The sequence below is a fragment of the Nannocystis pusilla genome (assembly GCF_020073745.1).
Lineage (GTDB): Bacteria > Myxococcota_A > Polyangia > Nannocystales > Nannocystaceae > Nannocystis > Nannocystis radixulma.
This window is the reverse complement of the sequence record NZ_JAIRAU010000036.1, coordinates 12,215-36,855: the sequence shown is the minus strand read 5'-3', so window position 1 is coordinate 36,855 and position 24,641 is coordinate 12,215. Positions and strand designations below refer to the sequence as shown.

The following is a 24,641-nucleotide window of genomic DNA, read 5'->3' as shown; positions in this document are numbered from 1 at the left end:
GCTTCGATGTCGCGTAGTCGCTACTCATCTCCTGGCGTACTCTGCTCTCGGACGCCATGCCGACGGAACGACCGCCTCACCTGACACCGACCGTCTTCCTCGTTCGCTCGCTGTCGCGGCACACCCGGTGTCTCCTGGCGTTCGCCGGCATCAGCGTCGGCACCACCGAGGCCTGGGCGAGACCCACGGGCCCGCGCGCCTTCTGCGAGACCTACGCCGACGCGCCCGAGTGCATGGGTCGGAGCGTCACGTGCAACAAGTGCCACCTGTCGACCCAGCCGGTGGCCTGGAACGCGTACGGCGGCGCCGTGTTCGCCGCGCTGGGCGGCGGCGCGTTCGACGACAACATCGCCGCGGCGCTCGTGTCGATCGAGGACGACGACAGCGACGGCGACGGCCTGAGCAACCGCGAGGAGATCGAGCTCGGCACCGATCCCGGCGATCCGCTGTCACAGTGGATGCCGCGGCCGACGCCCGAGGGGGCCGAGAACCCGAGCTACGCGATCGGCGAGTACGATCCGAGCTACGCCTACAAGCGGGTGCGCTTGCTGTTCTGCGGCGCCTCCCCCTCGTACAAGGAGGCCAGGGCGTTCGCCGAGCTCGACGGCGAGGCCCAGCTCGCGGCGATCCACGACGCGCTCGCCGAGTGCCTCGAGTCCGACTTCTGGATCGACGAGGCGCTGACGTCGCTCGCGCACCCGAAGATCCGCCCGGTCAAGGCCCTCGGCGCCGAGACCGACGTCCTCATCAGCGGTTACAAGATCACGCTCGCCGATTACCAGTGGGACTACCGCCTGTGGCAGTACCTCCTCTCCGGCGACCGCGACGCCCGCGAGCTGCTCACCGCGCAATACCACATCGGCCGCGACGACGCCGGCAACTGGCAGCGGATCGACGGCACGATCCCCAACCCGCCGATGGGGTTCGGCGGCGGCCAGCTGCTCGCGCCGGAGCATCGCGCCGGCATGCTGACGACCCAGTGGAACCTGCTGCTCAACATCATGTTCGCGGCGGTCCCCCGCGTCGCGGCCGGGCACGCCTACCGCGAATACCTCGGGCTCGACCTGTCGCTGAGCCAGGGCATCAGGCCGGTCGCGGGCGAGCCGCTCGACATCGACGCCAAGGGCGTCGACGCTGCCGCGTGCGCGCAGTGTCACTCGACGCTCGACCCGCTCTCGTACGCGTTCGCCTACTACGAGGGCATCGACCTCAAGAACCTGAGTCGCACCGGGCAATACCGCCCCGAGCGCCCGACCGAGCGGATCCCGGGGTGGGACGAGGCGCAGCCGGAGTTCGTCGTGCTCGATCGGAAGGTCGAGAACCTCGTCGAGCTCGCCCAGCAGATGGCGCAGTCGCGCGAGTTCCAGCGCAACCTCGCCGACATGTTCTTCGTCTACGCCGTCGGGCACGAGCCCCTGCCGGACGAGCTCGAGGAATTCGACGCGGTCTGGACCGCGATGCCCGCCGACGGCTACTCGGCCAACCGCCTATTGCACCGCCTCGTCGACACCGACGCCTTCGGGGTCCCGTGAAAGGAGCACGACGATGATCATGCGCATTCTCCTTCGTTCCCTCCTGCCGGTGCTGGCGCTGGCGAGCGGCTGTCGCGACGGCGACGCCGGCGGCACCGAGGACACCGGAGCCGACGAGGTGCAACGCGCCCAGCGCGGCGAGCTGCAATGGAAGCGCAACGCGGCGCTCCAGCGGGACCTCATGCGTGCGCTCGAGCTCCCCGAGGACGGCGTGTGCAACGAGCTCGGCCGGGGCTCCTGCACCCGGGAGATCCACCATATCGCGCTCGGCGCCGCGGATCCGCTGCGCATCGGCCTCTACGAGCCCCTGCCCGACACCCTGGTGTCGACGCCGATCGTGCTCGATCGCGTGGTCATGAGCGCCTGCGTCAACCGGGCGGACCTCGACCGCGGCGGCGCTCCGGTCGTCTTCACCGAGCTCGACTTCGGCGAGGCGGCGCCGGCCCCCGAGGACGAGGCCTTCGCGGCCACGGTCACCGCGCTGTATCGCCGCCTGCTGTCGCGCGACCCGGAGGCCCACGAGCTGACGACCCTCGGCGGGCTCACCGTCGACGACGCGGGCGAGCCGGTCTCGGCCCACGAATTCGCCGTGCTGGCCTGCTTCGCCATCGGCACCTCGAGCGAGTTCTTGTTCTTCTGAGCGACGGGAGCGAAAAGCGATGACTACCAAGATCGGGCGACGACAGATGCTCCTGGCGATGGCAGGAGCGATGGGTACGACGGCGCTCGGCTCGGCCATCGGCCGGGCCATGGAGCGCGAGGGCAGCACCGCCGACAAGGACCGCAAGCTGCTGTTCGTCCTGTGCGCCACGGGCGGGGCGAGCATCGTCGACAGCTTCCTGCCCGTGACCCGCACCGAGGTCGACGACGACGCGCTGGCCGACACCCTGAACGTCTACGAAGACGCGCACATCATCACCCCGACCGGGAGCAACATCCGCTGCCCCGGCTACGTCGAACCGGCCGGACTGCTGGGGAATCTCTACGAGTTGGGCTTCTCGCTCGACGGCTTCCTCGCCAAGCACCACCGGTGGATGACGGTGCTGACGCAGGAATGTACCAGCGTCAACCATAACGTCGGTCAGCACCGGGCGGTGACCGGCGCCGGGATCAACCGCGGTCGGACGATCATGGAGGCGATGGCGCTCCGCCACGGCGAAGATCTGATCATCCCGAACTGCAACATGGCCAACGACGGGTACATCCAGCCCGGCGTCGATCCCTCGCTCCCCGCGTTCGCGCAGGCGGAGATCATCGCCTCGCCGCTCGGCTTCGCGGCGGCGCTGGACGGCGTCAAGGGGGTGCTCGGGGCCCCCGACCGCGCGCTGGTGGAGCGCGCGCGCGGCGTTCGCGAGGAGCTCGACGACGCGTCGATGTTCGGCAAGACCTTCGCCGACAGCCCCCGACGGCAGCGCTTCCTCACCAACCGCCGCGAGGTGCAGCCGCGCCTCGAGGCGGCCAAGATGATGGATCGGCTGACCCTCTTGCCGCCCGAGCTCCTCGACCCCAAGTACGGCGTGATGTCGAGCCCGCTGCTGCCGACGCTGGCCAGCAAGTTCTCCAACTTCCTGGTCGATCCCTGGGAGTCCCAGGCGGCGCTGTCGGTGCTCCTGGCCTACTACGGCCTCTCGTGCGTCAGCACCATCGGCCTGCGCCAGGAGCCGACCTTCGGCAACGAGAAGCTGATCACCACCCCGATCGCCTTCGACTTCTCGCACAACGACCACCGCATGGCGCAGTACTTGATGTGGGGCCACGTCCTCAAGGCGGTCGACGCGCTGGTCGACCTCCTGCAGCAGCTCGACTACCTCGGCGATCCCGCGCTCGGGAAGATGTGGGACCGGTCCATGATCTACGTCGCCACCGACTTCGGCCGCGACAAGACGCGGCCCGCCGGGGCGGAGTCGTGGGGCACCGGCCATTCGCTCAACAACGGCACGCTGATCGTCTCGCCGCTGCTCGCGGGCAACCGCGTGTTCGGCGGCATCGATCCCACGACCTGCGAGACCTACGGCTTCGACGGCAGCACGGGTGACTCCGACCCGGGCCTGAAGTGCTCCGAGGGCCACATCTACTCCGCCATCGCCCAGGCGCTCGACATCGAATTCCCCGAGCGCATCGACATGTCCGCGCTGCTCGCCTGATCCGCAGGCGCGCTTGCGTCAGCCCTTCTCGCAGGCGGCGAGGGTGTCGGCGACGACGCTGGCGAGCGGCCTCGGCTCGCCGCCCGCGTCGTGGCGGACGTCGTAGCCGGCGAGCGCGGCGATTGCGTTGACGACGACGATGTGGGTGCGCGTGACGCCACGTTCGCCGCGCGCGCGCAGTCGGTCGACGAGCGCCGGCACGTGCTGCGCGGAGCCGAGGAGCGCCGTCATGCCGAGCAGCTGCTCGACGTACCAGTCGTCGTCGCCGCGGTCGCGGGCGGCCCAGAACACGCGGGCGAACAGGTCGCGCGCGGCGGGGTCGTCGGCCCCGAGCTCGGTCAAGCGCGAGCGCACGGGGGGATCGGCGAGCAGCGTGTCCAGGGCCTCGGCGACGATCGCCAGCGGCACGCCGAGCTTCTGATCGTGGCCCGTGCCGTCGTGGCCGGTGAACACGTGCTGCACCCCGCGACCGCGGTCGTCGGCCAGGCGGAGCGCGGCGTGGTAGTAGTGGGACGAGCCGCTCGCCATGACGGCGAAGCTGTTGTCCTTGCGCGGGGGCGGCTCGTGCTCCTCGATCTCGACGTGGGCCGCGGCTCGCAAGCGCTCGAGCAGCGGCGCCATGACGGCGCCATCGAGTCGCGCGCGGCGAACCGCGAGCGGCCCGGACGAGTGGGCCTGCCACGGGTCTTGCTCGTCCTTGCCCGCGACCCGGGCATCGTGGTCGTACTCGAGCAGGACGAGGTCGTACGCGCCGCTGGCCTCGCGCTCGAAGCGGGCCAGCGTCAGCGCGCCGCCGTGGCCTTCGCAGCTCTCGATGACGATGGAGCTCGGCTGTGCGCCGAGGCGATCGCAGCCGCCCCGGATCTCGAGCCGACCCGCCGGCCACTCGCGCGCCCATCGCTCGCGGATCTCCGCGCGCAGTTCGCGAGCCACTCGGGCCGGGACGGCGCGGCAGGGACCCCCGGCGGCTCGCAGCTCCTCGAAGCGCGCCGGGGCCTCGGCCGGGTAATCACAGGTCGCGCCGGCGACGGGCGCCGGGGCGGGCGCGGCGAAGTCCGGGGCGCTGGCCGGGGGAGCGGCGGGCTCCTGCGCGGACCGGGGGGCGCCGCGGGGCGGCATGCACGCCAGCAAGAGCGCGGCGAGAGACCAGGTGACACGAGGCATGCGCGATGGACAGGCGATGACGCGGGATGTTCTTGGCGCGGTGACATCCCTGCCCTCGCAGCGCAGCCGCGCGCGACTTCAGGGTCGCGCCGAGCGGCCGGCGCGGTCATCCCGGATGAGGTACGGCGGGCCTCGTCGCCGTCGTATCGAATCATGGGACCCGACGCATCGCCGCTCCGCTCCGGCAATGTCGATATCGCCACAGGTCAATCGGTGCACGTCATCGAGGACCCGGCCGTCACGCCACGCGCAATCGGCGTCGATGCAGCCGCCCCCCCTTTTCCAGCATCCTGCTACAGTGGAGGTCATGAACTCCGCACGGCTCGAGCAGGCCGGGCAACGCCTTCGAGCTCGCGCGCTTTCGCAGCTACGCCAAGGCGTGCGCGCAGGAGCAGGCGTTCACCGCTCGCGGTCCCCGACAGCTGTACTGGGTCGAGCCGGCCTGAGCGTGCCTGCCGAGCGAGTCGCGCATGGGGCAGACCCGGACCTCTGCGCGCGAAGGCGGCCATGCCCGCGCGTGCGGGGGATCGCACGACGCGACCGTCACACCAGGGCGCCGGTGGAGCGACGCGGCCACCCGGGCCGCCTCGCGCCGCCGGCGACGGAAGCGGCTCCGGGGGCCGTCTGCGGGCGCTCCGGCGACTTGGCACGGGTGCTGCTAAGGGGCTCGGACCGACGGAGAACCCCATGACCACCACGCGCCTGCTCACCCTGTCTTCCCTCTTCCTCGTTCTGCCCGCGTGCGACGCGAAGAACCCGGCTGGCCCCGATCAGGACGGGCTGAACAGCGACGACACGGACGACGGCAAGGACGACGGCGAGCCGTCCGGCGAGAGCGAGGGCGAGGTCAAGGGGGAGGACGAGGGCGAGCCGGAGCCGCAGGAGGACTTCGGGCGCGCGGACGAGTTCTGCGATCAGTCGGAGCTGTCCGCCGCCTGTCAGAGCGGCGGCGTCGCCGGGATCGAGTTCTGCGCGTGGTCGCTCGAGCATTACAACTTCGTGTGGACCACGTGCATGACCGAGACCTGCGCGAAGGAGGGCGAGTCGCGCGCGTGTGACGGCGGGACGCAGTACTGCGTGGCCCACGACGTCAGCGCCGACGCGACCGAGACGCGCTGGGGCGCGTGCGGCGAGGCCAGCGAGTGCGAGCCGGGCGAGCAGAAGTCGTGCGACTTCGGAAACGAAGGCGAAGGCTTCGACATCGAGATGGGCTGCACCACCGACGAGAACGGCCGCCACATCTGGAACTGGGATGACTGCAACACGCCGCTGGTGCTGAGCTTCGGCGACGAGATCGAGTTCGCGCCGGCGTCGGCCGCGGCGGCCGGGTTCGACGTCCACGGCGGCGCCGGCACCTGCGAGCGCGCCGACTGGCCGACCGCGAGCAGCCCGTGGCTCGCCCTCGACCGCGACCGCAACGGCACCATCGACGACGGCAAAGAGCTGTTCGGCGCCGCCACGAAGATGTCCTCGGGGACAGGTCCTCACAACGGCTTCCAGGCGCTCGCCGAGCTCGACAGCGACCGCGACGGCAAGATCACGGCCAGCGACGCGCGCTGGGGCGAGCTAGTGCTGTGGGCCGACCACGACGGCGACCGCCGCTCGAGCGGCTGGGAGATGCTGCCGCTGGCGAGCTTCGAGATCGTCGAGATCGACCTCGGCTACGCCAGCCGCCGCGAGTGCGACGGCCGCGGCAACTGCGGGCTCGAGCGCGCGAGCTTCGTCTACCGCTCGATGGGCCGCCAGCGCACCGGCGAGGTCGTCGACGTGCGCGTGCGCTGCGAGTGAGCGCGGCAGTGAAGCTGCCCGAGCGCGCGCCCGGAGTCCGCGAGCGGCCCGGGGCGCGCTCCACTTTTTTGGTGATGCGACGACCTGCTCGGGTCGACATACGACAGGAATTTCACACATCCATCTTCGAACGCCGGGATGGATGCCAGGTCGTGTCCGCCTGCGCGCAAGAACTGCTGAATGGGCGGTCTCGAGTCGCTATTGGAGACAGTTCCTCGGCGTCTTTCCCCCTCCAGGCATGCGCGGCCGCCGGGATTTTTGCGAGGATGGCGCTCATGTCGCTCCGGACCTCCGCCTCGCTCGCGCTGTTCGCCCTGTTGTCGATCGCCTGCGGTGACGACACCACAAATGCCAGCGCGAGCGACGGGGCGAGCGGCGACGCCTGCTTCCCGGGACACGAGGGCTGCGAATGCGCGGAGGACGGCGCGTGCCTGGCGGGACTCGTGTGCGTGGCAGACCGCTGCGAATCGACCGACCCCACCAGCGTGCCGACCGGGACGGGCACCGACGGCGCGACCGCCGGTTCGCAGTCGGCGTCGGAGAGCGCGAGCGGCGGGGTACCGACCGAGGGGACCAGCGAGTCGGGCGCGACCGCGACCGACACGACCCCGAGCACCGCGACCGACACGACCCAGGGCACCGCGACCGACACCGGGCCGGGGACGGACACGGGCGTCGGTCCGGACAGCACGACGAGCACCGACACGACCGAGGGCACGACGAACCCTGACACGACGCAGGGCGACACCGAGGACACGAACGGGGGAGCGGCCTGCGGCGACGGCGTGGCCGAGGGCCAGGAGGCGTGCGACGGGGCCGACCTCGCGGGCGCGAGCTGCATCGGCCTCGGGTTCGAGGGCGGCACGCTCGGCTGCACCGCGGCCTGCGTCCTCGACACCACGAATTGCACGAACAGCCTCGCCTGCGGCGACGGCATGCCGGCGGGGCTGTCGTTCAAGCCGGCCGCGATGGTCGCCGAGCGCTACACCACGAGCCTGAACCGCGGCGATCTGAACGAGGATGGCCACCTCGACCTGGTCGCCACCAATCCCACGTATGGCATCATGATCTGGTACGGAGACGGCGACACGCTCGCGGGAAGCCCGGACAAGACCCACCCGACGCTGACCCACCTGGCGAAGCTGGTGGTCGATGTCGACAAGGACGGGCACCTCGACGTCGTCGGCGACAAGGCCGCCAAGGACGTCTACGTCTCCTACGGCGACGGTGACGGCAACCTGGTCGCCGGCGAGGTCTACGACACCTTCATGCATCTGCGCTGGGTCGCGCTCGGGGACCTCGACGAGGACGGCTGGTACGAGATGGCGGCCGGCTTCGCGGGCTTCACGGACGTGGTGACGCTGCGGCGCGGTCTGTTCGGCGGGCTGTTCGGGCCGGCGGTGGCCTACGACGCGCCGCTCGAGACCTGGTTGGGCGGCTTCGCCGACATGGACGCCGACGGCCACCTCGACGTGTGGTCCGTGACGGGCCAGGGTGTCTTCCTGCACTACCGCGGCGACGGGGCCGGCGGGCTCGAGCTGCAGCCGATGCAGCCGATCATGAGCGTCTCGGCGCCGCGCTGCGGCCTCGTCGGCCACTTCAACGGCGACGCCTATCCGGACGTCGCGATCGGCCGCTACAACACCGACGCGGCGCTGCACGTCCGCCTCGGCGGCGCGGCGGGCCTCGGGGCCATGCTCTACAAGTACCCCGCCGAAGGCGAATATGCGCTCGGGTGCGCGGCCGGCCACTTCGATTGCGACGAGTTCCTCGACATCGCCGTGCTGACGGAGAACTCCAGCGCCCTCGACGTCTTCCGCGGCGACGGCACCGGCCTGTTCTACGACGGGCACGACCTGGAACCGGGGCTGCGCGGGCGCCACCTGGTCGTCGGCGACTTCAACGAGGACGGCGTCGACGACCTCGTGAGCGGGCACTACTACACGCAGACCGAGGATGAGGCGATCAAGATCTTCCTGTCGGACCCGTGAGCGTGCAGCGCCCGCGAGCGACGACGACGGACGGTGCGACGACCGCGGTCAGGGCCGGGAGAGCAAGAGGGTGTCCGGAAAGCCGCCGATCACCAGGTCGTCGATGCCGTCGGCGTTGAGGTCGCCGACCGCGATGTAGCGCGGATCCTCGACGCCGGCGCTCGACAGGGGGACCGGCGCGGGCGGCCAGGGGTCCTGGCCGAGCGCCGCAGTGAAGCCGGAGAAACCGCCCTGGGCGACGTCGAGGCGAGCGTCGCCGTCGAAGCGGCCTCGCGCCGCGAGCGCGGACCAGCCGCCGGTGAGCACCTCCTGCGGCTCGGCGAGCGTGCCGTCGTCCGCGACGGTGAACGAGCGCAGCACCGTGACGGCGCCTTCATCGGACAGCACGAACACCGCGGGCCGACCGTCGTCGGCGGCGTCGACGACGAACATCGACGAGAATTGCCCGGTGCCGGTCAGCAACTGGCCGGAGGTGAACGTTCCGTCGCCGACGCCGAACATCGTCTCGAGGGCGTCCACGTCGTACCCCCAGCGATTGATCACGAGGTCGAGGTGGCCGTCGTCGTCGAGGTCGAACATCACGACGTCGTCGCGTATGACGTTCGCCGCGGGGAACAGGGTCGTCGTGAAGCCGCCGAGGCCGTCGCCGAGCGTGACGGCGAAGGCCCCGTTGTCGACGCTGACGAAGTCGAGGTCGCCGTCGCCGTCGATGTCGCCGACGTCACAACCTCGCGCGTCGAGCGGCAGGGGGATCGCGCTCGCCGGGCCGAACGTGCCCAGACCTGTCCCGGGAGACAGGGAGGGATCGCTGTTGATGCCGGATGTGAACAGGTCGACCACGCCGTCGCCGGTGAAGTCGTCGAAGATCATCTCGTCGGGGTAGCCGAGGGGATGCCACTTGGGACCGGGGGTGAAGCCGCCCTCGCCGTCGCCGAACTGGACGATGAAGGTCTGGGCGGACATGCGGACCACGCCGGAGGGGATCTTGAGCGGCAACGGAGCGGCTGGCTTCAGCGACGGGTCGGGGACGAGCGGCAGCGGGAGCGACTCGAGGGTGAGGATGTCGAGGTGACCGTCGCCGTCGAAGTCGAGGAACGCGACCTCGTCGACGAAGGAGAGGAAGTCGAGCTCGATCGCCTGGAAACACAGCTCGCCGGGAGCCGGCTGGCCGTCGCCGCAGCCGGGCCCGAGGGGCTCGCCGGTCGTGTCGGTGTCGGTCGCGCCGGTGCTCGTCCCGTCGGTGCTCGTCGAGTCCGCGCTCGTCGTCGGGTCCACCGTCGTCGTCGGGTCGACGGCCGTCGTCGAGCCCCCGGTCGTCGTCGAACCCGTGGTCGTCGTCGGGCCCGCGGTCGTCGTCGGGTCCGCCGTCGTCGTCGGGTCGGGAGTCATCGTCACGCCGCCGGTCGTGGAGGCGCTGACGCCGTCGCTGGTGGAGGTGGAGGCTGCCGAGGTGTCGCCCTGGGTGTCGGTCGTCGCGGGAACGGGCGTACAGGCGAGCGCTGCGGCGAAGGCGAAGCTGCGACGAACAAGCATGATTTCACGATAGCAGACATCGACGCGGCGAGCGCCGAGAATCACCCGCCTCCGACCGGCCCGACGCGGCCGGACGCGGTCGTTCACGCGTTCGGGGCCGGCCCGACGTAGCGCGACGCGGGGCGAATGAGCCGACCCGTCGCGCGTTGCTCGAGCACGTGAGCGCACCAGCCGGCGACGCGGCCCGCGGCGAACGTGGGCGAGAACGCGGCGCGGTCGAGGCCGACGGCGTCGAGCAGCACCGCCGTGTAGAACTCGACGTTCGCGGCCAGCGGGCGGTCCGGGTATTTCGCCCGCAGGGCGCCCTCGGCCGCGCGCTCGACCGCGCGGGCCAGCGCCAGGCGGCCGGTCGCCGGCTTCGCCTGCTCGAGCCGCGCCAGCGCCCCCTCGAGCACCGCCGCTCGCGGATCGCGGACGCGGTAGATCCGGTGGCCCATCCCCATGATCCGCCGGCCTGCCGCCAGCTCGGCCTCGATCCACCGCGCGGCGCGGGCCGGCTCGCCGATCGCGTCGAGCATGTCGAGCACCGGCCCGGGCGCGCCGCCGTGGAGCGGCCCCTTGAGCGCCCCGATCGCCGCGACGATCGCCGACACCGCGTCCGAGCCGGTCGAGGTCACCACGCGGGCGGCGAAGGTCGACGCGTTCATGCCGTGGTCCGCGACGGTGACGAGGTAGGCCTCCAGGCCGGCGACGCGGGCCGGGTCGGCCGGCTCACCGGTGAGCATGCGCAGGTAGTCGGCGGCGTGGGACAGCTGCGGATCGGGCGCGAGCGGTCTTCCACCGGCCCGCACGCGCGCCCACGCGGCGGCGTACACCGCCACCGCGCCGGTCAGCCGCGCGGGCGCGTCGAAGCCGTCCTCCGCGGTCAGGCGGGCCGTGGCGGCGCGCAGGGCGTCCATGCCGTCGGCGAAGCGCGGCAGCTCGGCGGCCTTCAGCTGCGCGAACGCCCGCACCCGGCCCTCCGCCAGCGCGCGCCGGACCGCCTCGAGGGCCTCGCCCTGCGGCAGCGCGCCCGACCACAGCAGCCCCGCGACCGCCTCGAACGCGGTCGCCCCGGCCAGGCGCTCGATGTCGTGGCCCGCGACCACGAGCCGCCCGCGCTCGCCGTCGACCTCGCTGAGCCGCGTGTCCGCCACCACCACGCCGTCCAGACCGCTCCTCGTCACCGTCGTGTCCATGCCGTTCCTCCTGGCCAGGAGATTGATGCCACGGTCGACGTTGATCAACGTTGATTCGACAATCCACCATTCGCTTGATAATCCATCGCTCCGATCATGAGCGAGGGACGCGGGGACCACCACGACGAGGGCGCCGAATTCGTGAGCGGCAAGGAGGCCGCGGCGCTGCTCGGCGTCAAGCGCGAGACGCTGTACGCCTACGCCAGCCGGGGCCTGGTGCGCAGCGAGCCGGGCGGCGCCGGGCGGGAGCGCCGCTACAGCCGCGACGACCTCGAGCGGCTCAAGGCCCGGCGCGACGCTCGTGCGGGCCACGGTCCGGTCGCCGCGGGGGCGCTGCGCTGGGGCGAGCCGGTGCTCGAGTCGGCGCTCACCGCCATCGAGGCCGCGGGCCCGCGCTACCGCGGCCGGCCGGCGGTCGAGCTGGCGGAGGCGACCTCGTTCGAGGCGGTCGCCGAGCTGTTGTGGTCGGGCGTGTCGCCGGAGCAGGCGCCGCGGTGGTCGGTCGCCGGCCTCGGTGTGCGGCTCGCCTCGCTCACCGCGCTGTTGCCCGAGGGGGCCTTGCCGCTCGTCACGCTCGCGCTCGCGGTGCCGGCGCTCGCCGCGGCCGACCCGGACCGCTTCAACCCCGCGCCGGGGCCCGAGCTCGTCCGCGCCCGCGCGCTCATCCTGCGCATGGCGGCGCTCGCCGGCGCGGGCCTCGACGTCGAGCAGGTGAGGCCCGCGCTCGCCGAGGCCGACGTCGCCGGCGCCCTGCTCGTCTCGCTCGGCGCTCCGGCGACCGCCCGCGCCCGCCAGGTCATGGGCCGCGCGCTGGTCCTCTCGGCCGACCACGAGCTCAACGCCTCCGCCTTCGCCGTGCGCGTCGCCGCCTCCGCCGGCGCCGACCTGTACGCCTGCGTGTGCGCCGGCCTGGCCACCCTGTCCGGTCCGCGCCACGGCGGCATGGCCGACCGCGTCGAGGCGCTCGTCACCGAGGTCGGCAAGCCCGAGCGCGCGCGTGCGGTCGTGCAGGAGCGAGCCCGCCGCGGCGAGGAGATTCCCGGCTTCGGCCACCCCCTCTATCCCGACGGCGACCCCCGCGCGACCGCGCTGCTGGCCGCGGCCGCCGAGCACGCGCCGCGGAGCCCGAAGGTCCGCACGATCCACGCCGTCGTCGCGGCCATGCGCGACGCGGGCCGCGAGCCGCCCAGCTTCGACATCGGCCTCGTCGCCCTCGGCGCGGCCCTCGGCCTGCCCCCGCGCACCACCGTCGCCATCTTCGCGGTCGGCCGCGCCGCCGGCTGGCTGGCCCACGCCTTCGAGCAACGCGCGGCCGGCTTCCTCCTGCGCCCGCGCGCCCGTTACGTCGGGCCGTGATCGCTCGCCCCGAATGCTCGGAGTCCACGCTCAGCCGTCGCGCTGCTCCGAGTCGCCCGACTGCTCCGGCAGCAGATGGATGAGGACGAGCGCGAACCCTCCGATCGTCGCGTTGTGGAACGCGGGCTCGATCCCGTTCCACGTCTTCGATTGCCACATCGCGAACCATTCGCCGCCGATGGTGATAAAGCCGCCGACGAACAGGATCTCGAGCATCAGGAGGCCCACCGTGGCGAGCCGGCGGGGCCGGCCGAACAGGCCGGTCCGCAGCGCGCGCCCCCAGGCCACCGTCGCTGCGATCAAGACCACGGCCGTGAGCAACTCCCAGGCGATGATCCCGACGTAGGCGATATCCTGGATCGTCTCGTCGGTGATGGCGCGCCACATCAGGTCCTCGTCCTGGAACGTGGTGTCCATCGCCAGCACGTGGCGGACGAACGCCTCGTTGGTGTCCGGGTCGGCGATGTTGCCGAGCGCCACGAGTGACATGTAGAGCGCGACGAGCCCGGTGAGCACCGCGCAGACGACCGGGAGCGTCCCGAGGTCGAGCAGCCGTCGTCGCGCGCGGGGGCGAATTGCGGAGGGAGGTGCATGCATGGCGGGCTCCTGGTCGGTATGGCTTCGGCGCCGATCGACGTGTTCCTCTTCTTGGGCGGCAGCCGGCCCTGACGCAATGAAGAGGCCCGCGAGCTCCGAGACGGCCTCTGCAGCTCGACACGGTAAGAGACCTCACGATCCCGCGCCGATGCTCGACTTGCGCGCGTGCAGAGCCGGGCCCTACAACGCGCGCATGCACAGGCGCTGGCTCGCCGCGGTCGCGGGGCTCGGTTCACTCGTCATGCTGCGATGCGGAGGCGAGCCTTCACCTCCGCATCGGCCGGCCTCGCCAGCCGCCGCCAGCTCGCCCGCGCCCCACGAGGAGCCCCCCGATCCCGCCCGCTGTGCCCGATGGACGGGCGGCACGCTCCCCGCACCACAAACGGCGGAGACGCTCGATGGTCCCGCGCCCGTCACCGCCGTCGTCGATCTCGACGCCGGGCACGGGCCGGCGATTCGCCAGGAGCTGCAAGCGCTCGTCGACGCGAGCTTCCCCGATCTCGCCGGCTGCGACCTCCGAGCCGCCGACCTGCGTTCGCTCCGCCTCGTCGTCGATCCGTCCTCCGGGGTGCAGGGGCGAATCGTCGGGCTGCCTGCGCTGGAGAAGCTGCGCGCGTGTCCCTCGCTCCCCGACCTCGTCGCCCTGGCCGGCGCGAAGGGCTGGGTCCTCGAGGACGAGCGGCCGGGCACGCTGCGAGTCCGACGCCGGCACACGACGCGGTTGCCCGACGAGGCGTTCGAGTTCGCCGCTCCCGCGCAGCGCTGGCTGCACCTGCGAGCCACCGCGGGCCCGCCCACGCGCCGCGTGACCGTGACCGTGGAGGACAGCGACGAACACGGGATGCTGCTCCGCATCGATGCACCCGTCGACGTGATCGCTACCGCCGGTGCGTGGTGTGACCGCGCGCTCCAGCGCCAGGAGTCGCTCGCGACCCGCCATCTCGGCGGCTGTCTCGCGCCCGCGCCGACGACTCTGCAGATCCTGCCGGCCTCGCAGGAATCGTCGGACTTCGTGGCCCTGCAGGCCGCCATGCGGAGCGAGCTGTTCGAGACCTTCGCGGTCCACGGGACCAGCATGCTCCCCACCCTGCGCGACGGCGACGTCGTGTTCGTGGACAAGCTCGAGCGCGGCAAGGTCCCGGCGCGGGGCGACATCGTGCTCTTCGACGGCGGTGAGGGCGCCAAGCTGGTCAAGCGGGTGATCGCCTTGCCCGGTGAGGCGCTCGAGCTGTCCGCGGAGGGGCTGCGCATCGATGGTCGCGCGCTGCCCTGGTCCCCGACCACGGACACCGAATCCGCGTCATCCTGCGCGGTGCGACTGCTCGCGCAGCACCTCGACGCCGCCCGCTTCGAATTCATCGCCGACACGAAGACGGACACCGTGACCGCGCGCGTCCCCGAAGGTCACGTCTTCGTGTTGGGCGACAACCGCCCCGCCTCGCACGACAGCCGGGCGTTCGGCCCCGTCGACGTGCGAGCGATCGACGGCGTCGCCCGCTTCATCGCCTGGAGCGTGGCCGGTGAGCGCCTCGACTGGGAGCGGGCCACCACGGCGCTGCGCCCGGCGCCTGCTCCGTGACGACGGACTCTTGCGACGCGATGGCCTGCCCCGACGACGGGCAGGCCATTCGCCAGCGCACGAGTCTCGGCGGCGTCCTCACCGCCCGACCCGCCGATCGAGCCACGCGACGATGGCACCGCCGATCGCGTCGGGCGCATCCTCGGGCGCGTGGTGACCGGCGGCGCCGAGCGGCACGACCTCGAGGTTCTGCATCGTGCGCTGCGCCCACGCGACGACCGCCGGCGAGTTGCTGAGGCCGCCGCCGTCGAAGGTCAGCAGCAGCTTGGGGATCTCCGGTGAGCTCGCCAGCCACCGGCCGTTCTCGTCGACCACGGCGGCGACGTCGGCCGGCTCACCGTCGATGGGGAGCTCGCGCGGCCACTGCAGCATCGGGCGCCGCGACGCGGGATCGGGGAAGGGCGCGTGGTACTCGGCGCGATCGGCCTCGGCGAGGCCGCGCTTGACCCCGTTGCCCAGCGAGCGCGCGAGAAACTGGTTCTGCTCGAGCACCATCACCTCGCCGACGCCAGGCGTGCGGAGCGCGCGGAACAGCTCGGCGCCCTGCGGCGGATAGTCGCTCCATCGCATCGGCTGGAGGAAGGTCTCGAACACGACGACGCCGCGCACGCGGTCGCCGTGCCGGCGCGCCCAGTCGAGGGCCAGCACGCCGCCCCAGTCGAACCCGACCAGCACCACGTCGCGGAGCGCGAGCGCGTCGAACCAGGCGTCGAGGTAGCGCGCGTGGTCCTGGAACCGGTAGGGGCTGTCCGGCTTGCCCGAGCGCCCCATGCCGATCAGGTCGGGCGCGAGGCAGCGACCGCGCGGCGCGACGAGGGGGAGCACGTCGCGCCACACGTACGAGGACGTGGGGTTGCCGTGGAGGAAGACGATGGGCGAGCCCGAGCCGACCTCCCGGTACGAGAGGAACGAGTCGAGGACGTCGAGGCGACGGACGGTGGCGCGCGCGGGGGTGGCGGTCATGACATGGCTCCGAGAGGGAGGAAGGGGCGAGTGACAGGCGGCCACGACAGCCGCGGAGAAGCACAGCGCTGCTCGGTTCACGTCCCGATCGTGGACCGCGTCCTTGCACACCAGAAGTGATCGTTCGTGAGCTATAAAATCACGATCCGTGAGCGCTTCCTCCGTCGACCTGAACCTGCTCCTGGTGCTCCACACCGTGCTCACCGAGCGCAACGTGGCGCGCGCCGCGGAGCGCCTCCACGTCACGCCCTCGGCGGTGAGCAACGCGCTGGCCCGCCTGCGTTCGGCGCTCGGTGACCCGCTGGTGACCCGCAAGGCTCGCGGCGTCGTGCCCACGCCGCGCGCCCTCGAGCTCGCCCCGGGCCTCGCCCGCGTCGTACGGGAGCTCGAGCTCATGCTGTCGGTCGCGCCGTTCGAGCCGGCGAGCTGCACGCGCACGTTCACGCTCGCCGTCGCCGACCTCGGCCAGGTGGTCTGGTCGCCGCTCCTCGCCGCCGCGATGCGCCGCGAGATGCCCCTCGCCCACCTGCGGGTGGTGGGCATCGACACGCTGGTCTCGCTCGGCGATCTCTCGGCGTCGGAGATCGATCTGCACCTGGGCATCCCCGCGAAGGGGCCGGGGATCTACGCCGAGCCGCTGCTCGAAGAGCGGAGCGTGCTCGCGGCCCGACGCGACCATTCGGTCTTCGAGCGCCGCGTGACTCGCCGCGCGCTGGGCGAGCTGCGCCACGTGCGGGTCGAGATGGTGCCGGGCAAGAATTTCCGCGACCCGTTCGCCGCGACCTACGCGCGGGCAGGCGTGCCGCGCGAGGTCGTGATGACCGTGCCCTCGTACACCACCGCCGCCGAGATCGTGGCGGCGAGCGAACTGGTGACCATGCTGCCGCTCTCCTTCCTCCGCGCCAGGGGCGAGGGGCTCGGTCTGCGCGAGGTCAACGCGCCGTTGCCCGCGCACACCGCCCGAATCGCTATGTGCTGGCACGAACGCACGCACGCGGACCCGGCGGCGCGGGCGTTTCGCGCGCTCGTGCGCGACGTGGTCAAGGGGCGCCAGCGGACGTGAGCCCGTCCGTTCGACATTGCCACCTCGCCCCGCGCACCAGCACGATTCACGGTCGCATGCACGATCGATCGTGCCACCGGATGAGCCCCGCGAACACGCCGGGCCGGCGACGAATTGTCGCTACTCCGCGGCCTCGCTGCCGACGAGGGTGACGCCGGTCCAGCTGTACAACTCGGTCGTCGGCGGGCCGAACGGCGCCCTGTCGGGGACGCCGCCCGACAGGGCGAGGATCGTCGATTTGAACCATGCCTCGAACTCGTCCGAGCTGGCGGTGTAGTCCTCGAACCGCAGACTATCGTCGACGCGCGTGATCACCAGCACCCACGGCCCGAACGAGGTGTGCTGAATGTGCCAGGTGTCCAGGAGCACCCCGTAACGCCGATACGCGGCCTCGGCCTCGGCGCGACGGTGCCCCCGGAGGGCTGATACGAATGCCATCAGTTCGCCGACCGGTCGGCGCAACGGGAATGCACGCACCGCGTAGGACATGCTCGCGAACGTAGCACCGCCGCCAATGGCCGCGAGCGCGGCGCCCGCCCCTTGCGATCCACGTCGCAATGCTCCTGCTCGGGCGACCGCCGACGCGCCCCGGATGTGCGCCGCGTCGCCCGGACCTCTCGCCCGCGCCCGTGTTTCGCCGTCCGCGCGTCGCCTGCGCCGAGCTCGCGCCGGGGCCGCCATGGCTCTCCGTGCGCGAAAGGATGCTCCGTCGCTCAGGGGGCGGTCGATGCGAGCGGGCGGAGCGAGTCGAGGAAGCGCGTCCCGTCGCGGCGGGTCTCCGCGTCGTTCGGGCCGATGGCGATGAGGTGGATCATGCGCCCGCCGAGGATCACGCAGCGATCCTCCTCCCACCCGCCGTTCGGCAGCGTCGGCCCCGGCGGGGCGATGCCGGTGACCGCGATGGCTTCCTGGCCGGCGATCACGAGCTTGCGCGGCGCCTCGGCGACGAACTTCGAGCCCTCACCGAACGCCACGAGGCAGTCGACGCTCAGCAGCGACTCGACGGGGATGCCGTCCGTCGGGAGCAGCGCGTACGAGGAGACCTGCAGCATCCCGCGCGACTTGCGGTCGAAGACGACGCGCTCGACCTCGGTCACGGTCGGCAAGGTGAGCTGCTGCTCGACGGTGACGGTGGGCGCGCCGGGGAACTCGACGGCGATGCCGGCCGCGCGCGACTCGAAGGGCTGCCACGCCGGGGCCGGCTCCTCGCAGGCCAGCGACGCGAGGAGGGGCACGAGCGCGAGTGAAGCGTGCAAAAAACGGGCAGGCATCGGCGTGGATGATACGTCACCGCCGGGCGCCGCGCCGGCCGACCGACACCTCCGGGCGGGCCCGAAGCGGCCCTCGGACGCGGCGCCCGAGCTGCAGCGAATGGCGGCGCCCGGCGCCTGCCGTCATTCCTCACGTCGCCTCGCAACAATGAGACCGTGACTCACGCGAATCACTGGCGGCCGCGTACCATCGTCCTGCGAGTCTGCTGAATCGCTCCAGTCGACCGCCCTCGCGCGCGCTCGCGCGACCCAGGTCGCCGCGGGCCGGAGCGCAGGAACGGTCAAACATGGCGGCGGCCTTGTACCTACAGTCCGGGATCCGGCCGGGCGGCGACCGCCCGCGACCGGACAAACCGCAAGACCGCGGGCGAACGCCCGCAGCGAGAGGAGACTAGCATGAGACTCGTCGATCGAAGCGACGTCGCCCCCGCCGAGGAGCGGGCGACGGGCGTCGGCCCCCACGGCATCGACGTCGCCTACCAGCGCTTCGGCGATCCGGCCGCGCCGCCGGTGCTGTTGATCATGGGGCTCGCGATGCAAATGGTGCACTGGCCCGATTCGCTGTGCCACGAGCTCGCCGGCCGCGGCCTGCACGTCATCCGCTTCGACAACCGCGACGCGGGCCGCTCCACCCACCTCACCGGCGCGCCCGCCCCCGATCTGCCGGCGGCGCTCGCGGGCGACCTGTCGTCCGCGAGCTACACGCTCAGCGACATGGCCGCGGATGCGGTCGGCCTGCTCGACGCGCTCGGCATCGCCAGCGCGCACCTCGTCGGTGCGTCGATGGGCGGGGAGATCGCCCAGACCGTCGCCATCGAACACCCCGGACGGGTCCGCTCGCTGACGTCGATCATGGCGACGACCGGTCAGGCGGGCGTCGGCCAGCCCGACCCCGCGGCGCTGCGCGTCCTGTTCGCCGGAGCGCCGGCGACGACGCGCGACGAGGTCGTCGCGCAGACGCTCCGGGTCGCGCGCGCCGTGGGCTCGACCGGCTTCACCGTCGACGAGGCCGACATCGCCGCGCGCGCGGCTCTGGCCTTCGACCGCGGCCACGACCCGCCGGGGATCGCCCGCCAGGCGGTCGCGCAGGTCGCCTCCGGCGATCGCACCGCTCGCCTCGCCGCGGTCGACGTGCCGACCCTCGTCATTCACGGCCTCGCCGATCGCATGCGCGACCCCAGCGGCGGCCGGGCGACCGCGGCGGCCCTCGCGGGGGCCGAGCTGTGGCTCGTCGAGGGGCTCGGTCACGACCTGCCGCCCGGGCTGTGGCCGGAGCTGGTGCGCCGGATCTCCGCGCACGTCGAGCGCGCCGAGGCCGATGGACGGCGAGCCCCCGGATCGCGGTAGGCGGCGCGCGGGCCGGCGCCTATCATCTCCGACGAGAGGAGCTGCGATGTCCGACCGGCTCTCGGCGCGCGAGGAAAAGGCGGTCGCCTACGCCCAGGCGCACCTGGCGGCGATCGCCTTCATCGAGCGCCGCCTCTTCGAGCCGCTGGATCTCGCGCGCGTCGCCCGTGCTGCCGGCTACTCCGCCTCGGAGTTCTCGCGTCGATTCACGCAGATGCAGGGCGAGAGCGTGATGGCCTACGTGCGCGGGCGACGGCTCGAGACGGCGGCCGCGCGGATCCTCGCGGACCCGGAGGCGCGGCTGATCGATCTGGCGATCGAGTGCGGCTTCACCTCGCAGGCCGCGTTCACCCGCGCCTTCACGCGCGCCTTCGGCGAGGCGCCGGGCCGGTTGCGCCGCGGGGCCGACGAATCACCGCCGCAACGGCGACGGCGCGCGGGGCCCGGTGCGAGCGCGCCGGCGCTGGACGAGCGGATCGAGCAATTGCCGGAGCTGGTGCTCGCCGGCATGGCCCGACGATTCGCGCCGGCGAACTACGGCGAGCTCGGCGGGCTGTGGGAGCGGCTGGTCGCGCTGCGGCAGGCGGCAGGCGGCAGCCGCCGCGACGAGAGCTTCGCGGTCTTCTTCGACCGCGAGCCCGGCGGGGCCTTCGAGTACTTCGCCGCCTGGCGGGCCTGGTCGGAGGACGTGCCGGCGCCGCTCGAGCGCGTCGTGCTGCCCGCGGGGCGCTACCTGGTGGTCCGTCACCGCCTGCGGGAGGGACCCCTGCTGCCGCAGCTGACGGCGGGGCAGGAGGCGATGGACCCGGTCCGCCGCCGCGTCGGAGCCGCGTGGGAATTCGAGCGCTACCCGGCGAACTTCGGCGTGGTGTGCAGGTGGGTCGATCGTTGCCTGCCGCTCGACGAGGCGGTACGCCGCGTGCCGGCGCGGCTCACTCCCAGCACAGCTGGACGACGATCGGTTCGCGCATCGTGAAGTCGAGCTCGTCGAGTTCGATGACCTCGAACGACTCGTCCGGCCACACGAGGTTCCCGTTGCACGACGCGAAGTAGTGCGAGTCTTCGAGGCGGATCTTGGTGTATCCGGGGTGGCCGGCCCACATCAGCGCGTTGGACAGCGGCGCGCCGCGGCCCTGGTCCTCGCAGATGTTCTCGCGGCAGCGGGTGCGACGGAACACGACCCCGTCGCTCCCGGCGTAGTCCGAGAAGCAGCCGTTCCCCATCCGGATCGCGTCGACGTCCTCGACGACGCCGAGCGCCAGGTCGCCGTCGAAGATCACCCCCACGCCCGACGGCGAGTTGTTGCCGTCGATCATGCCGCGGCGGACCTCGACATCGACCGACTGGTAGATGTTGACGTTGTCCTCGGGCCACGAGCTCGCCTGCGGGTTGACCACCGAGAAGTCCTCGAGCACCCCGCCGTTCGACTTGTCGAACTGCACGAGCTGCCCGCGCGGGAACGGCCCGCGGAAGTCGTGGCCCTCGAGGAAGCTCAAGTCGGCGTCCGGGCACTCGACGAGATAGATGCCGCTCGAGCCGCGGACGAGGCGGGCGTTGCGGACGACCGGGCGAGCCGACCCGTAGCACTCGATGTTGTTGAGGCCGTCCGAGGGGTTCTGCCCCGCCGCCGGGGCGCCGGTGTGTTCGATCGCTACGTCCTCGATGTGCACGTCGTCGGAGCCGCCGCCGATCGAGATCCCCGGGCCGCCGGCGTGCTCGATCCACACGTTGCGGATCGTGACACCGTGGTGTCCGTCGATCGTGATCGCCGGGCCGCGCGTCGACACGATGTGCAGGTTCTCGATCACCTGGTCGTCGGCGTCGACGACGACGGGCCCGCTCTCGGCGAGCAGGCAGGCAGGCAGGTCGCCCGTGCTCGACCCGGTCGTCCCGGTGGCGGCGTCGGTGGTGACGTCGGTCGTCGCGGCGGCGGTGGCCTCCGTCGTCGCGGCGGTGGTCGCGGCGGTCGTGGGCTCGGAGGTCGCCTCGGTGGGGCTCGTGGTGGTGCCGGCCGTGGTGCCGGGGCCGGTGGTCCCGGAGGTCGGTGCTTCGGCGGTCGTGACCCCGCTGGTCTCGCTGCCGCTGCCCGTCTCGTCGCCCGGGGTCGAACCGCCACACGCAGCCGCGGCGACGCCGAGGAGCGCGATGGCGATCGGCGCGGCCCGCCGGGCTCGCCTCGCGTCGCTGTCAGGCCGGTGAGAAAGCATCGGGCGATGCTCGTGGAGTCGCGCTTCGATTGCACCCGGCGAAGCCGCGCCGCGCCGGCGCAAGGCCGCGCAGCGACGGTCGGGGTCTATGCGTCGCGGCGGGCCAGGTGCTCGAGCTGGCTGACCGGCACGAAGCGGCCCGCACGATAATCGTGGTACATGCGGACGATCGTCGACTCCGAGCCGGCGACGAAGGGACCGTGATGGATCGTCGGCTCGTTCTGGCGCTGGCCGGCGTAGAGCAGCACGCGCGCGCCGACCGGTCCGGCGGTGATGTCGACGCGCGTGGGGCCGTCGTCCTCGCGGCGATCGAGCCAGCCGATCTCGCCGACCGTCAGCCAGGCGCCCGTGCCGCCCACGCGCACCTCGCCGGCCAGCGGATAGAGGAAGCCGTTGTACGCGCGTGGCAGCGCCTGCTCGAACGTCACGCCGGCTTCGAGGCGGACGTCGACCAGGGTGACGGGGACGTGGTTGCGTGTCGGCGCCGTGAGTCCGTGGGTCGACCCGCTGTAGAGGCGCGCCTGCACGCCGGACGCGCGGTGGACCGGCAGGTCGGCCACCCGCAGGACGTCGAGGCGCGGCGGCGCGTGGCGGTCGCGCTCGGGCAGCGTGAGCCAGAGCTGCAGCGCCCGGGTGGGCGTCCCGGTGGCGAACATGTACTCGCCGTGCACGACGCCGCGGCCGGCGGTCATCCACACCAGATCGCCGGCGGCGAGCGAGCCCTCGTCGCGGTCGAACAGCCCGCCCTCGAGCGTCAGCGTCACGGTCTCGAGCCCCGCGTGCGGGTGGGCCTCGCCGACCTTTCGTCCGGCGGCGAAGTCGATGCGGTCGTCCATCAGGAGGACGAAGGGGTCGGTGGCGACGAGATCGCCGGGGCCCACGACCTCGACGGCGGTGTGGCCGGGCCCGAGGAACCCCGTCCGGGGCGCGGGCAATCGCTTGCGCTGGTCGATTCTCCGGCCCGGGGCGCGGCCCGTGTCGGTCGTTCGTCTCGCGGTTTCCATGTCGATGCTCCCCATGCCCCCAGCTTGCAGCCCGGGGCCGGCCGATCAAAGATCGATCGAATGGAAGGAATTGCTCACGGATGATCCAGATCGCCGAACCGCTGGAAACGGCCGAGCTCCTGGCGTTCACGCGGACGGTCGAGGCGGGCACGGTCTCGCGGGCGGCCGCGGAGCTCGGCGTCCCGCGAGCCACCGTCGGGCGCCGCCTCGCGCGGCTCGAGGAGCGCCTCGGCGTGCGGCTGCTCCGGCGCACGACGCGGAGCCTCGCGCTGACCCCCGCGGGCGAGCAGTTCTACCGGCAAGCGCGCCTCGTGCTGGAGGCGCTGGTGAACGCGCAGGAGAGCGTCCGCAGCAGCGGGTCGGTCATGCGCGGCAGCCTGCGCGTGACCGTGCCGCCGGGCGTCGCGTCGGCGCTGTCGCAGCTGGTGCTCGCCTTCCTCCGCGGGCACCCCGAGGTGCGCGTCCAGATCGACTTCTCGACCCGGCTCGTGGACCTGCGCCGCGAGGGTTACGACGTGGCCTTGCGCGCGTCGGGCCAGCTCGAGCCGGGGCTCATCGCCCGGATCGTCGCGCGCCAGAAGATGTTCGCCGTCGCGTCCCCCGCGTACCTGGCGAAGCACGGCCACCCGCGCACGGTGCAGGACCTCCGGCGTCATCGCTGCCTGACCGGCTTCGCCCGCGGCGAGCTGCCGCAGGCGAGCTGGAAGGCCCGGCGCGGCGAGGTGCACGTCGAGCCGGCGTTCTCGACCAACGACCTCGGGCTCCTGCGCGACGCCGCAGCGGACGGGGCCGGCATCGCCATGCTGCCCGACGTCCTCGTGGCGGCGCTGCTCGGGCAGGGCGCGCTCGTCCGCGTGCTGCCGCAGGTCCTCGAGACCGAGAACCGCCTGGCGGTGGTGCATCCGGAGCGCGAGTTCTTGCCGGCGCACGTGCGCGCGTTCATCGACGCCCTCGTCGCCTGGGCGCCGACTCTGCAGAAGACGGTGGACCTCGGCGCCGCGGCTCGCCGCCCGCGCCAGAGCTCCCGGCGCGCCCGCTGAAGCTGTTGTCGAGGGCGAGGACAGGAGAGCCCCCGCGACGCGACCGCCTCAGAACCCGCAACAGAGCAGCGCCGCCGTGTCGATCTGCTCGAGGTCGGCGCAGATCTCCTCGGGCTCGCACGAATTGATCAGCATCCCGTCGACGAAGCACTCGCAGGACTCGAGATCGCAGCTCATCTCGAACTTCGGCTGGCCGGGGCACTCACGCGAGAACGAGCACTGCGTGCCCTCCGGGTCGCCACCTTCGACGATGTCGCACCCCTCGCCGGCGCCGCACAGATCGTGCTGCGTCGCCGCCTCGTCGAAGCAGGGCCCGAGGTCGCCGCCGCCCGTCGCCTGGAGCTCCTCGCAGGTCATCCCGGCGACGCACGCCAGCGACGCCGTCGACGCCGCCAGGCACTCGCCTTCGAGCGTCGCCTGCTCCGCGCTGCAGTCCACCACGCACACGGCCGCGCTCTCGGGGGTCTCGAGCGAGCACTCGACGAACCTCTGGCAGAATTTCTCGCAGTCGCCGTCGATCGGCTGGCCGCCGGTCGTCGTCTCCTCGCCCGACGTCGCGCTGGTCGACCCCGCGGTCGTCGTCGACGTCGACGAGCCGCCCTCGGTCGCCGTCATCAATCCCGCGGTCGTGGTCGGCTCGGGGGTCCCGCCGGTCGACGACTCGCCTTCGCCGGTGTCGGTCGCGCCCGACGTCGAGCTGCTCTGGGTGTCGCCGGCGCTCTCGCCCTTCTCCGTGTCACAGGCCGCGAGCAGCCCGATCGCCACGGTGATCGCAATCGTTCGAATGATCATATTAAATCAAATCCTCTGCGCGCGAGCCTACCACGGCGGCCAGCAGACCTCTGCCTCGTGGCGCCAGGCCGGGCGAATTTTGCTCGCCCGGC

21 protein-coding genes are annotated in these 24,641 nt (G+C 72.4%); 11 read left to right on the top strand and 10 right to left on the bottom strand.

What is annotated here, in order from left to right; all coding sequences use genetic code 11:
* Window positions 1-56 precede the first annotated feature (56 nt).
* From K7C98_RS26890 to K7C98_RS26880, 3 genes are read left to right on the top strand one after another with little or no spacing between them, the layout of a single operon-like run.
* A complete protein-coding gene (locus tag K7C98_RS26890) occupies window positions 57-1,532 on the top strand; it encodes a DUF1585 domain-containing protein (RefSeq protein WP_224194641.1) in 1,476 nt (491 codons plus the stop codon).
* 13 nt (window positions 1,533-1,545) lie between these two features.
* Window positions 1,546-2,172, top strand: coding sequence for a hypothetical protein (locus tag K7C98_RS26885; protein WP_224194640.1), 627 nt, complete (start codon window positions 1,546-1,548; stop codon window positions 2,170-2,172).
* 19 nt (window positions 2,173-2,191) lie between these two features.
* Window positions 2,192-3,676, top strand: a complete 1,485-nt coding sequence (locus K7C98_RS26880; RefSeq protein WP_224194639.1) for a hypothetical protein — start codon at window positions 2,192-2,194, stop codon at window positions 3,674-3,676.
* Window positions 3,677-3,694: 18 nt separating this feature from the next.
* Here the strand turns inward: K7C98_RS26880 and K7C98_RS26875 are convergent, their stop codons facing one another.
* On the bottom strand, window positions 3,695-4,840 hold the full coding sequence (locus K7C98_RS26875) for a hypothetical protein (protein ID WP_224194638.1): 1,146 nt from the start codon (window positions 4,838-4,840) through the stop codon (window positions 3,695-3,697).
* Window positions 4,841-5,527: 687 nt separating this feature from the next.
* Between K7C98_RS26875 and K7C98_RS26870 the strand changes: the two genes are divergently transcribed.
* Both K7C98_RS26870 and K7C98_RS26865 read left to right on the top strand, forming a co-directional pair.
* A complete protein-coding gene (locus tag K7C98_RS26870; protein ID WP_224194637.1) occupies window positions 5,528-6,628 on the top strand; it encodes a hypothetical protein in 1,101 nt (366 codons plus the stop codon).
* Between the two features lie 275 nt (window positions 6,629-6,903).
* Window positions 6,904-8,619 carry an FG-GAP repeat domain-containing protein gene (locus K7C98_RS26865; RefSeq protein WP_224194636.1) on the top strand — a complete coding sequence of 572 codons (1,716 nt, stop codon included), beginning with the start codon at window positions 6,904-6,906 and terminating at the stop codon, window positions 8,617-8,619.
* 48 nt (window positions 8,620-8,667) lie between these two features.
* Here the strand turns inward: K7C98_RS26865 and K7C98_RS26860 are convergent, their stop codons facing one another.
* Both K7C98_RS26860 and K7C98_RS26855 read right to left on the bottom strand, forming a co-directional pair.
* Window positions 8,668-10,152 (bottom strand): FG-GAP-like repeat-containing protein, encoded by a 1,485-nt coding sequence (locus K7C98_RS26860; RefSeq protein WP_224194635.1) that lies wholly within the window; start codon window positions 10,150-10,152, stop codon window positions 8,668-8,670.
* Window positions 10,153-10,235: 83 nt separating this feature from the next.
* Window positions 10,236-11,330 carry a citrate synthase gene (locus K7C98_RS26855; protein WP_224194634.1) on the bottom strand — a complete coding sequence of 365 codons (1,095 nt, stop codon included), beginning with the start codon at window positions 11,328-11,330 and terminating at the stop codon, window positions 10,236-10,238.
* A gap of 96 nt (window positions 11,331-11,426) precedes the next feature.
* Between K7C98_RS26855 and K7C98_RS26850 the strand changes: the two genes are divergently transcribed.
* A complete protein-coding gene (locus K7C98_RS26850) occupies window positions 11,427-12,686 on the top strand; it encodes a citrate/2-methylcitrate synthase (RefSeq protein WP_224194633.1) in 1,260 nt (419 codons plus the stop codon).
* A gap of 30 nt (window positions 12,687-12,716) precedes the next feature.
* On the opposite strand, the gene K7C98_RS26845 is transcribed toward K7C98_RS26850, so the two are convergent.
* Entirely contained in the window at window positions 12,717-13,283 is a 567-nt protein-coding gene (locus K7C98_RS26845; protein ID WP_224194632.1) for a DUF2165 domain-containing protein, read from the bottom strand.
* Window positions 13,284-13,476: 193 nt separating this feature from the next.
* On the opposite strand from K7C98_RS26845, the gene lepB reads away from it, so the two are divergent.
* Complete coding sequence (gene lepB, locus K7C98_RS26840; protein ID WP_224194631.1) at window positions 13,477-14,862, top strand: signal peptidase I; 1,386 nt, start codon at window positions 13,477-13,479, stop codon at window positions 14,860-14,862.
* A gap of 78 nt (window positions 14,863-14,940) precedes the next feature.
* Here lepB and K7C98_RS26835 read toward each other — a convergent pair whose 3' ends face one another.
* On the bottom strand, window positions 14,941-15,825 hold the full coding sequence (locus K7C98_RS26835; RefSeq protein WP_224194630.1) for a haloalkane dehalogenase: 885 nt from the start codon (window positions 15,823-15,825) through the stop codon (window positions 14,941-14,943).
* 148 nt (window positions 15,826-15,973) lie between these two features.
* On the opposite strand from K7C98_RS26835, the gene K7C98_RS26830 reads away from it, so the two are divergent.
* Complete coding sequence (locus tag K7C98_RS26830; protein ID WP_224194629.1) at window positions 15,974-16,888, top strand: LysR family transcriptional regulator; 915 nt, start codon at window positions 15,974-15,976, stop codon at window positions 16,886-16,888.
* Between the two features lie 120 nt (window positions 16,889-17,008).
* Here the strand turns inward: K7C98_RS26830 and K7C98_RS26825 are convergent, their stop codons facing one another.
* Together K7C98_RS26825 and K7C98_RS26820 are read right to left on the bottom strand one after the other, a co-directional pair.
* Window positions 17,009-17,326, bottom strand: coding sequence for a hypothetical protein (locus K7C98_RS26825; RefSeq protein ID WP_224194628.1), 318 nt, complete (start codon window positions 17,324-17,326; stop codon window positions 17,009-17,011).
* Between the two features lie 275 nt (window positions 17,327-17,601).
* On the bottom strand, window positions 17,602-18,123 hold the full coding sequence (locus K7C98_RS26820; RefSeq protein WP_224194627.1) for a hypothetical protein: 522 nt from the start codon (window positions 18,121-18,123) through the stop codon (window positions 17,602-17,604).
* A gap of 432 nt (window positions 18,124-18,555) precedes the next feature.
* On the opposite strand from K7C98_RS26820, the gene K7C98_RS26815 reads away from it, so the two are divergent.
* Window positions 18,556-19,506 carry an alpha/beta fold hydrolase gene (locus K7C98_RS26815; RefSeq protein ID WP_224194626.1) on the top strand — a complete coding sequence of 317 codons (951 nt, stop codon included), beginning with the start codon at window positions 18,556-18,558 and terminating at the stop codon, window positions 19,504-19,506.
* A 46-nt stretch (window positions 19,507-19,552) separates the two neighbouring features.
* On the top strand, window positions 19,553-20,482 hold the full coding sequence (locus K7C98_RS26810; protein ID WP_224194625.1) for an AraC family transcriptional regulator: 930 nt from the start codon (window positions 19,553-19,555) through the stop codon (window positions 20,480-20,482).
* Here the strand turns inward: K7C98_RS26810 and K7C98_RS26805 are convergent.
* On the bottom strand, window positions 20,439-21,713 hold the full coding sequence (locus tag K7C98_RS26805; RefSeq protein WP_224194624.1) for a right-handed parallel beta-helix repeat-containing protein: 1,275 nt from the start codon (window positions 21,711-21,713) through the stop codon (window positions 20,439-20,441). The two genes, K7C98_RS26810 and K7C98_RS26805, sit on opposite strands and share 44 nt — an antisense overlap.
* 86 nt (window positions 21,714-21,799) lie before the next feature.
* Window positions 21,800-22,648 (bottom strand): pirin family protein, encoded by an 849-nt coding sequence (locus K7C98_RS26800; RefSeq protein ID WP_224194623.1) that lies wholly within the window; start codon window positions 22,646-22,648, stop codon window positions 21,800-21,802.
* A gap of 149 nt (window positions 22,649-22,797) precedes the next feature.
* Here K7C98_RS26800 and K7C98_RS26795 point away from each other — a divergent pair, with 149 nt between their 5' ends.
* Window positions 22,798-23,757 (top strand): LysR family transcriptional regulator, encoded by a 960-nt coding sequence (locus K7C98_RS26795; RefSeq protein WP_224194622.1) that lies wholly within the window; start codon window positions 22,798-22,800, stop codon window positions 23,755-23,757.
* Window positions 23,758-23,805: 48 nt separating this feature from the next.
* On the opposite strand, the gene K7C98_RS26790 is transcribed toward K7C98_RS26795, so the two are convergent.
* Window positions 23,806-24,549 (bottom strand): hypothetical protein, encoded by a 744-nt coding sequence (locus K7C98_RS26790; RefSeq protein WP_224194621.1) that lies wholly within the window; start codon window positions 24,547-24,549, stop codon window positions 23,806-23,808.
* Window positions 24,550-24,641: the final 92 nt, after the last annotated feature.

What these genes read in the sequence shown, in the direction of transcription:
- K7C98_RS26890 (WP_224194641.1), top strand. Translation starts at nt 57, where the DNA reads ATGCCGACGGAACGACCGCCTCACCTGACACCGACCGTCTTCCTCGTT.
- K7C98_RS26885 (WP_224194640.1), top strand. Translation starts at nt 1,546, where the DNA reads ATGATCATGCGCATTCTCCTTCGTTCCCTCCTGCCGGTGCTGGCGCTG.
- K7C98_RS26880 (WP_224194639.1), top strand. Translation starts at nt 2,192, where the DNA reads ATGACTACCAAGATCGGGCGACGACAGATGCTCCTGGCGATGGCAGGA.
- K7C98_RS26875 (WP_224194638.1), bottom strand. Translation starts at nt 4,840, where the DNA reads ATGCCTCGTGTCACCTGGTCTCTCGCCGCGCTCTTGCTGGCGTGCATG.
- K7C98_RS26870 (WP_224194637.1), top strand. Translation starts at nt 5,528, where the DNA reads ATGACCACCACGCGCCTGCTCACCCTGTCTTCCCTCTTCCTCGTTCTG.
- K7C98_RS26865 (WP_224194636.1), top strand. Translation starts at nt 6,904, where the DNA reads ATGTCGCTCCGGACCTCCGCCTCGCTCGCGCTGTTCGCCCTGTTGTCG.
- K7C98_RS26860 (WP_224194635.1), bottom strand. Translation starts at nt 10,152, where the DNA reads ATGCTTGTTCGTCGCAGCTTCGCCTTCGCCGCAGCGCTCGCCTGTACG.
- K7C98_RS26855 (WP_224194634.1), bottom strand. Translation starts at nt 11,330, where the DNA reads ATGGACACGACGGTGACGAGGAGCGGTCTGGACGGCGTGGTGGTGGCG.
- K7C98_RS26850 (WP_224194633.1), top strand. Translation starts at nt 11,427, where the DNA reads ATGAGCGAGGGACGCGGGGACCACCACGACGAGGGCGCCGAATTCGTG.
- K7C98_RS26845 (WP_224194632.1), bottom strand. Translation starts at nt 13,283, where the DNA reads ATGCATGCACCTCCCTCCGCAATTCGCCCCCGCGCGCGACGACGGCTG.
- lepB (WP_224194631.1), top strand. Translation starts at nt 13,477, where the DNA reads ATGCACAGGCGCTGGCTCGCCGCGGTCGCGGGGCTCGGTTCACTCGTC.
- K7C98_RS26835 (WP_224194630.1), bottom strand. Translation starts at nt 15,825, where the DNA reads ATGACCGCCACCCCCGCGCGCGCCACCGTCCGTCGCCTCGACGTCCTC.
- K7C98_RS26825 (WP_224194628.1), bottom strand. Translation starts at nt 17,326, where the DNA reads ATGGCATTCGTATCAGCCCTCCGGGGGCACCGTCGCGCCGAGGCCGAG.
- K7C98_RS26815 (WP_224194626.1), top strand. Translation starts at nt 18,556, where the DNA reads ATGAGACTCGTCGATCGAAGCGACGTCGCCCCCGCCGAGGAGCGGGCG.
- K7C98_RS26810 (WP_224194625.1), top strand. Translation starts at nt 19,553, where the DNA reads ATGTCCGACCGGCTCTCGGCGCGCGAGGAAAAGGCGGTCGCCTACGCC.
- K7C98_RS26805 (WP_224194624.1), bottom strand. Translation starts at nt 21,713, where the DNA reads ATGCTTTCTCACCGGCCTGACAGCGACGCGAGGCGAGCCCGGCGGGCC.
- K7C98_RS26795 (WP_224194622.1), top strand. Translation starts at nt 22,798, where the DNA reads ATGATCCAGATCGCCGAACCGCTGGAAACGGCCGAGCTCCTGGCGTTC.
- K7C98_RS26790 (WP_224194621.1), bottom strand. Translation starts at nt 24,549, where the DNA reads ATGATCATTCGAACGATTGCGATCACCGTGGCGATCGGGCTGCTCGCG.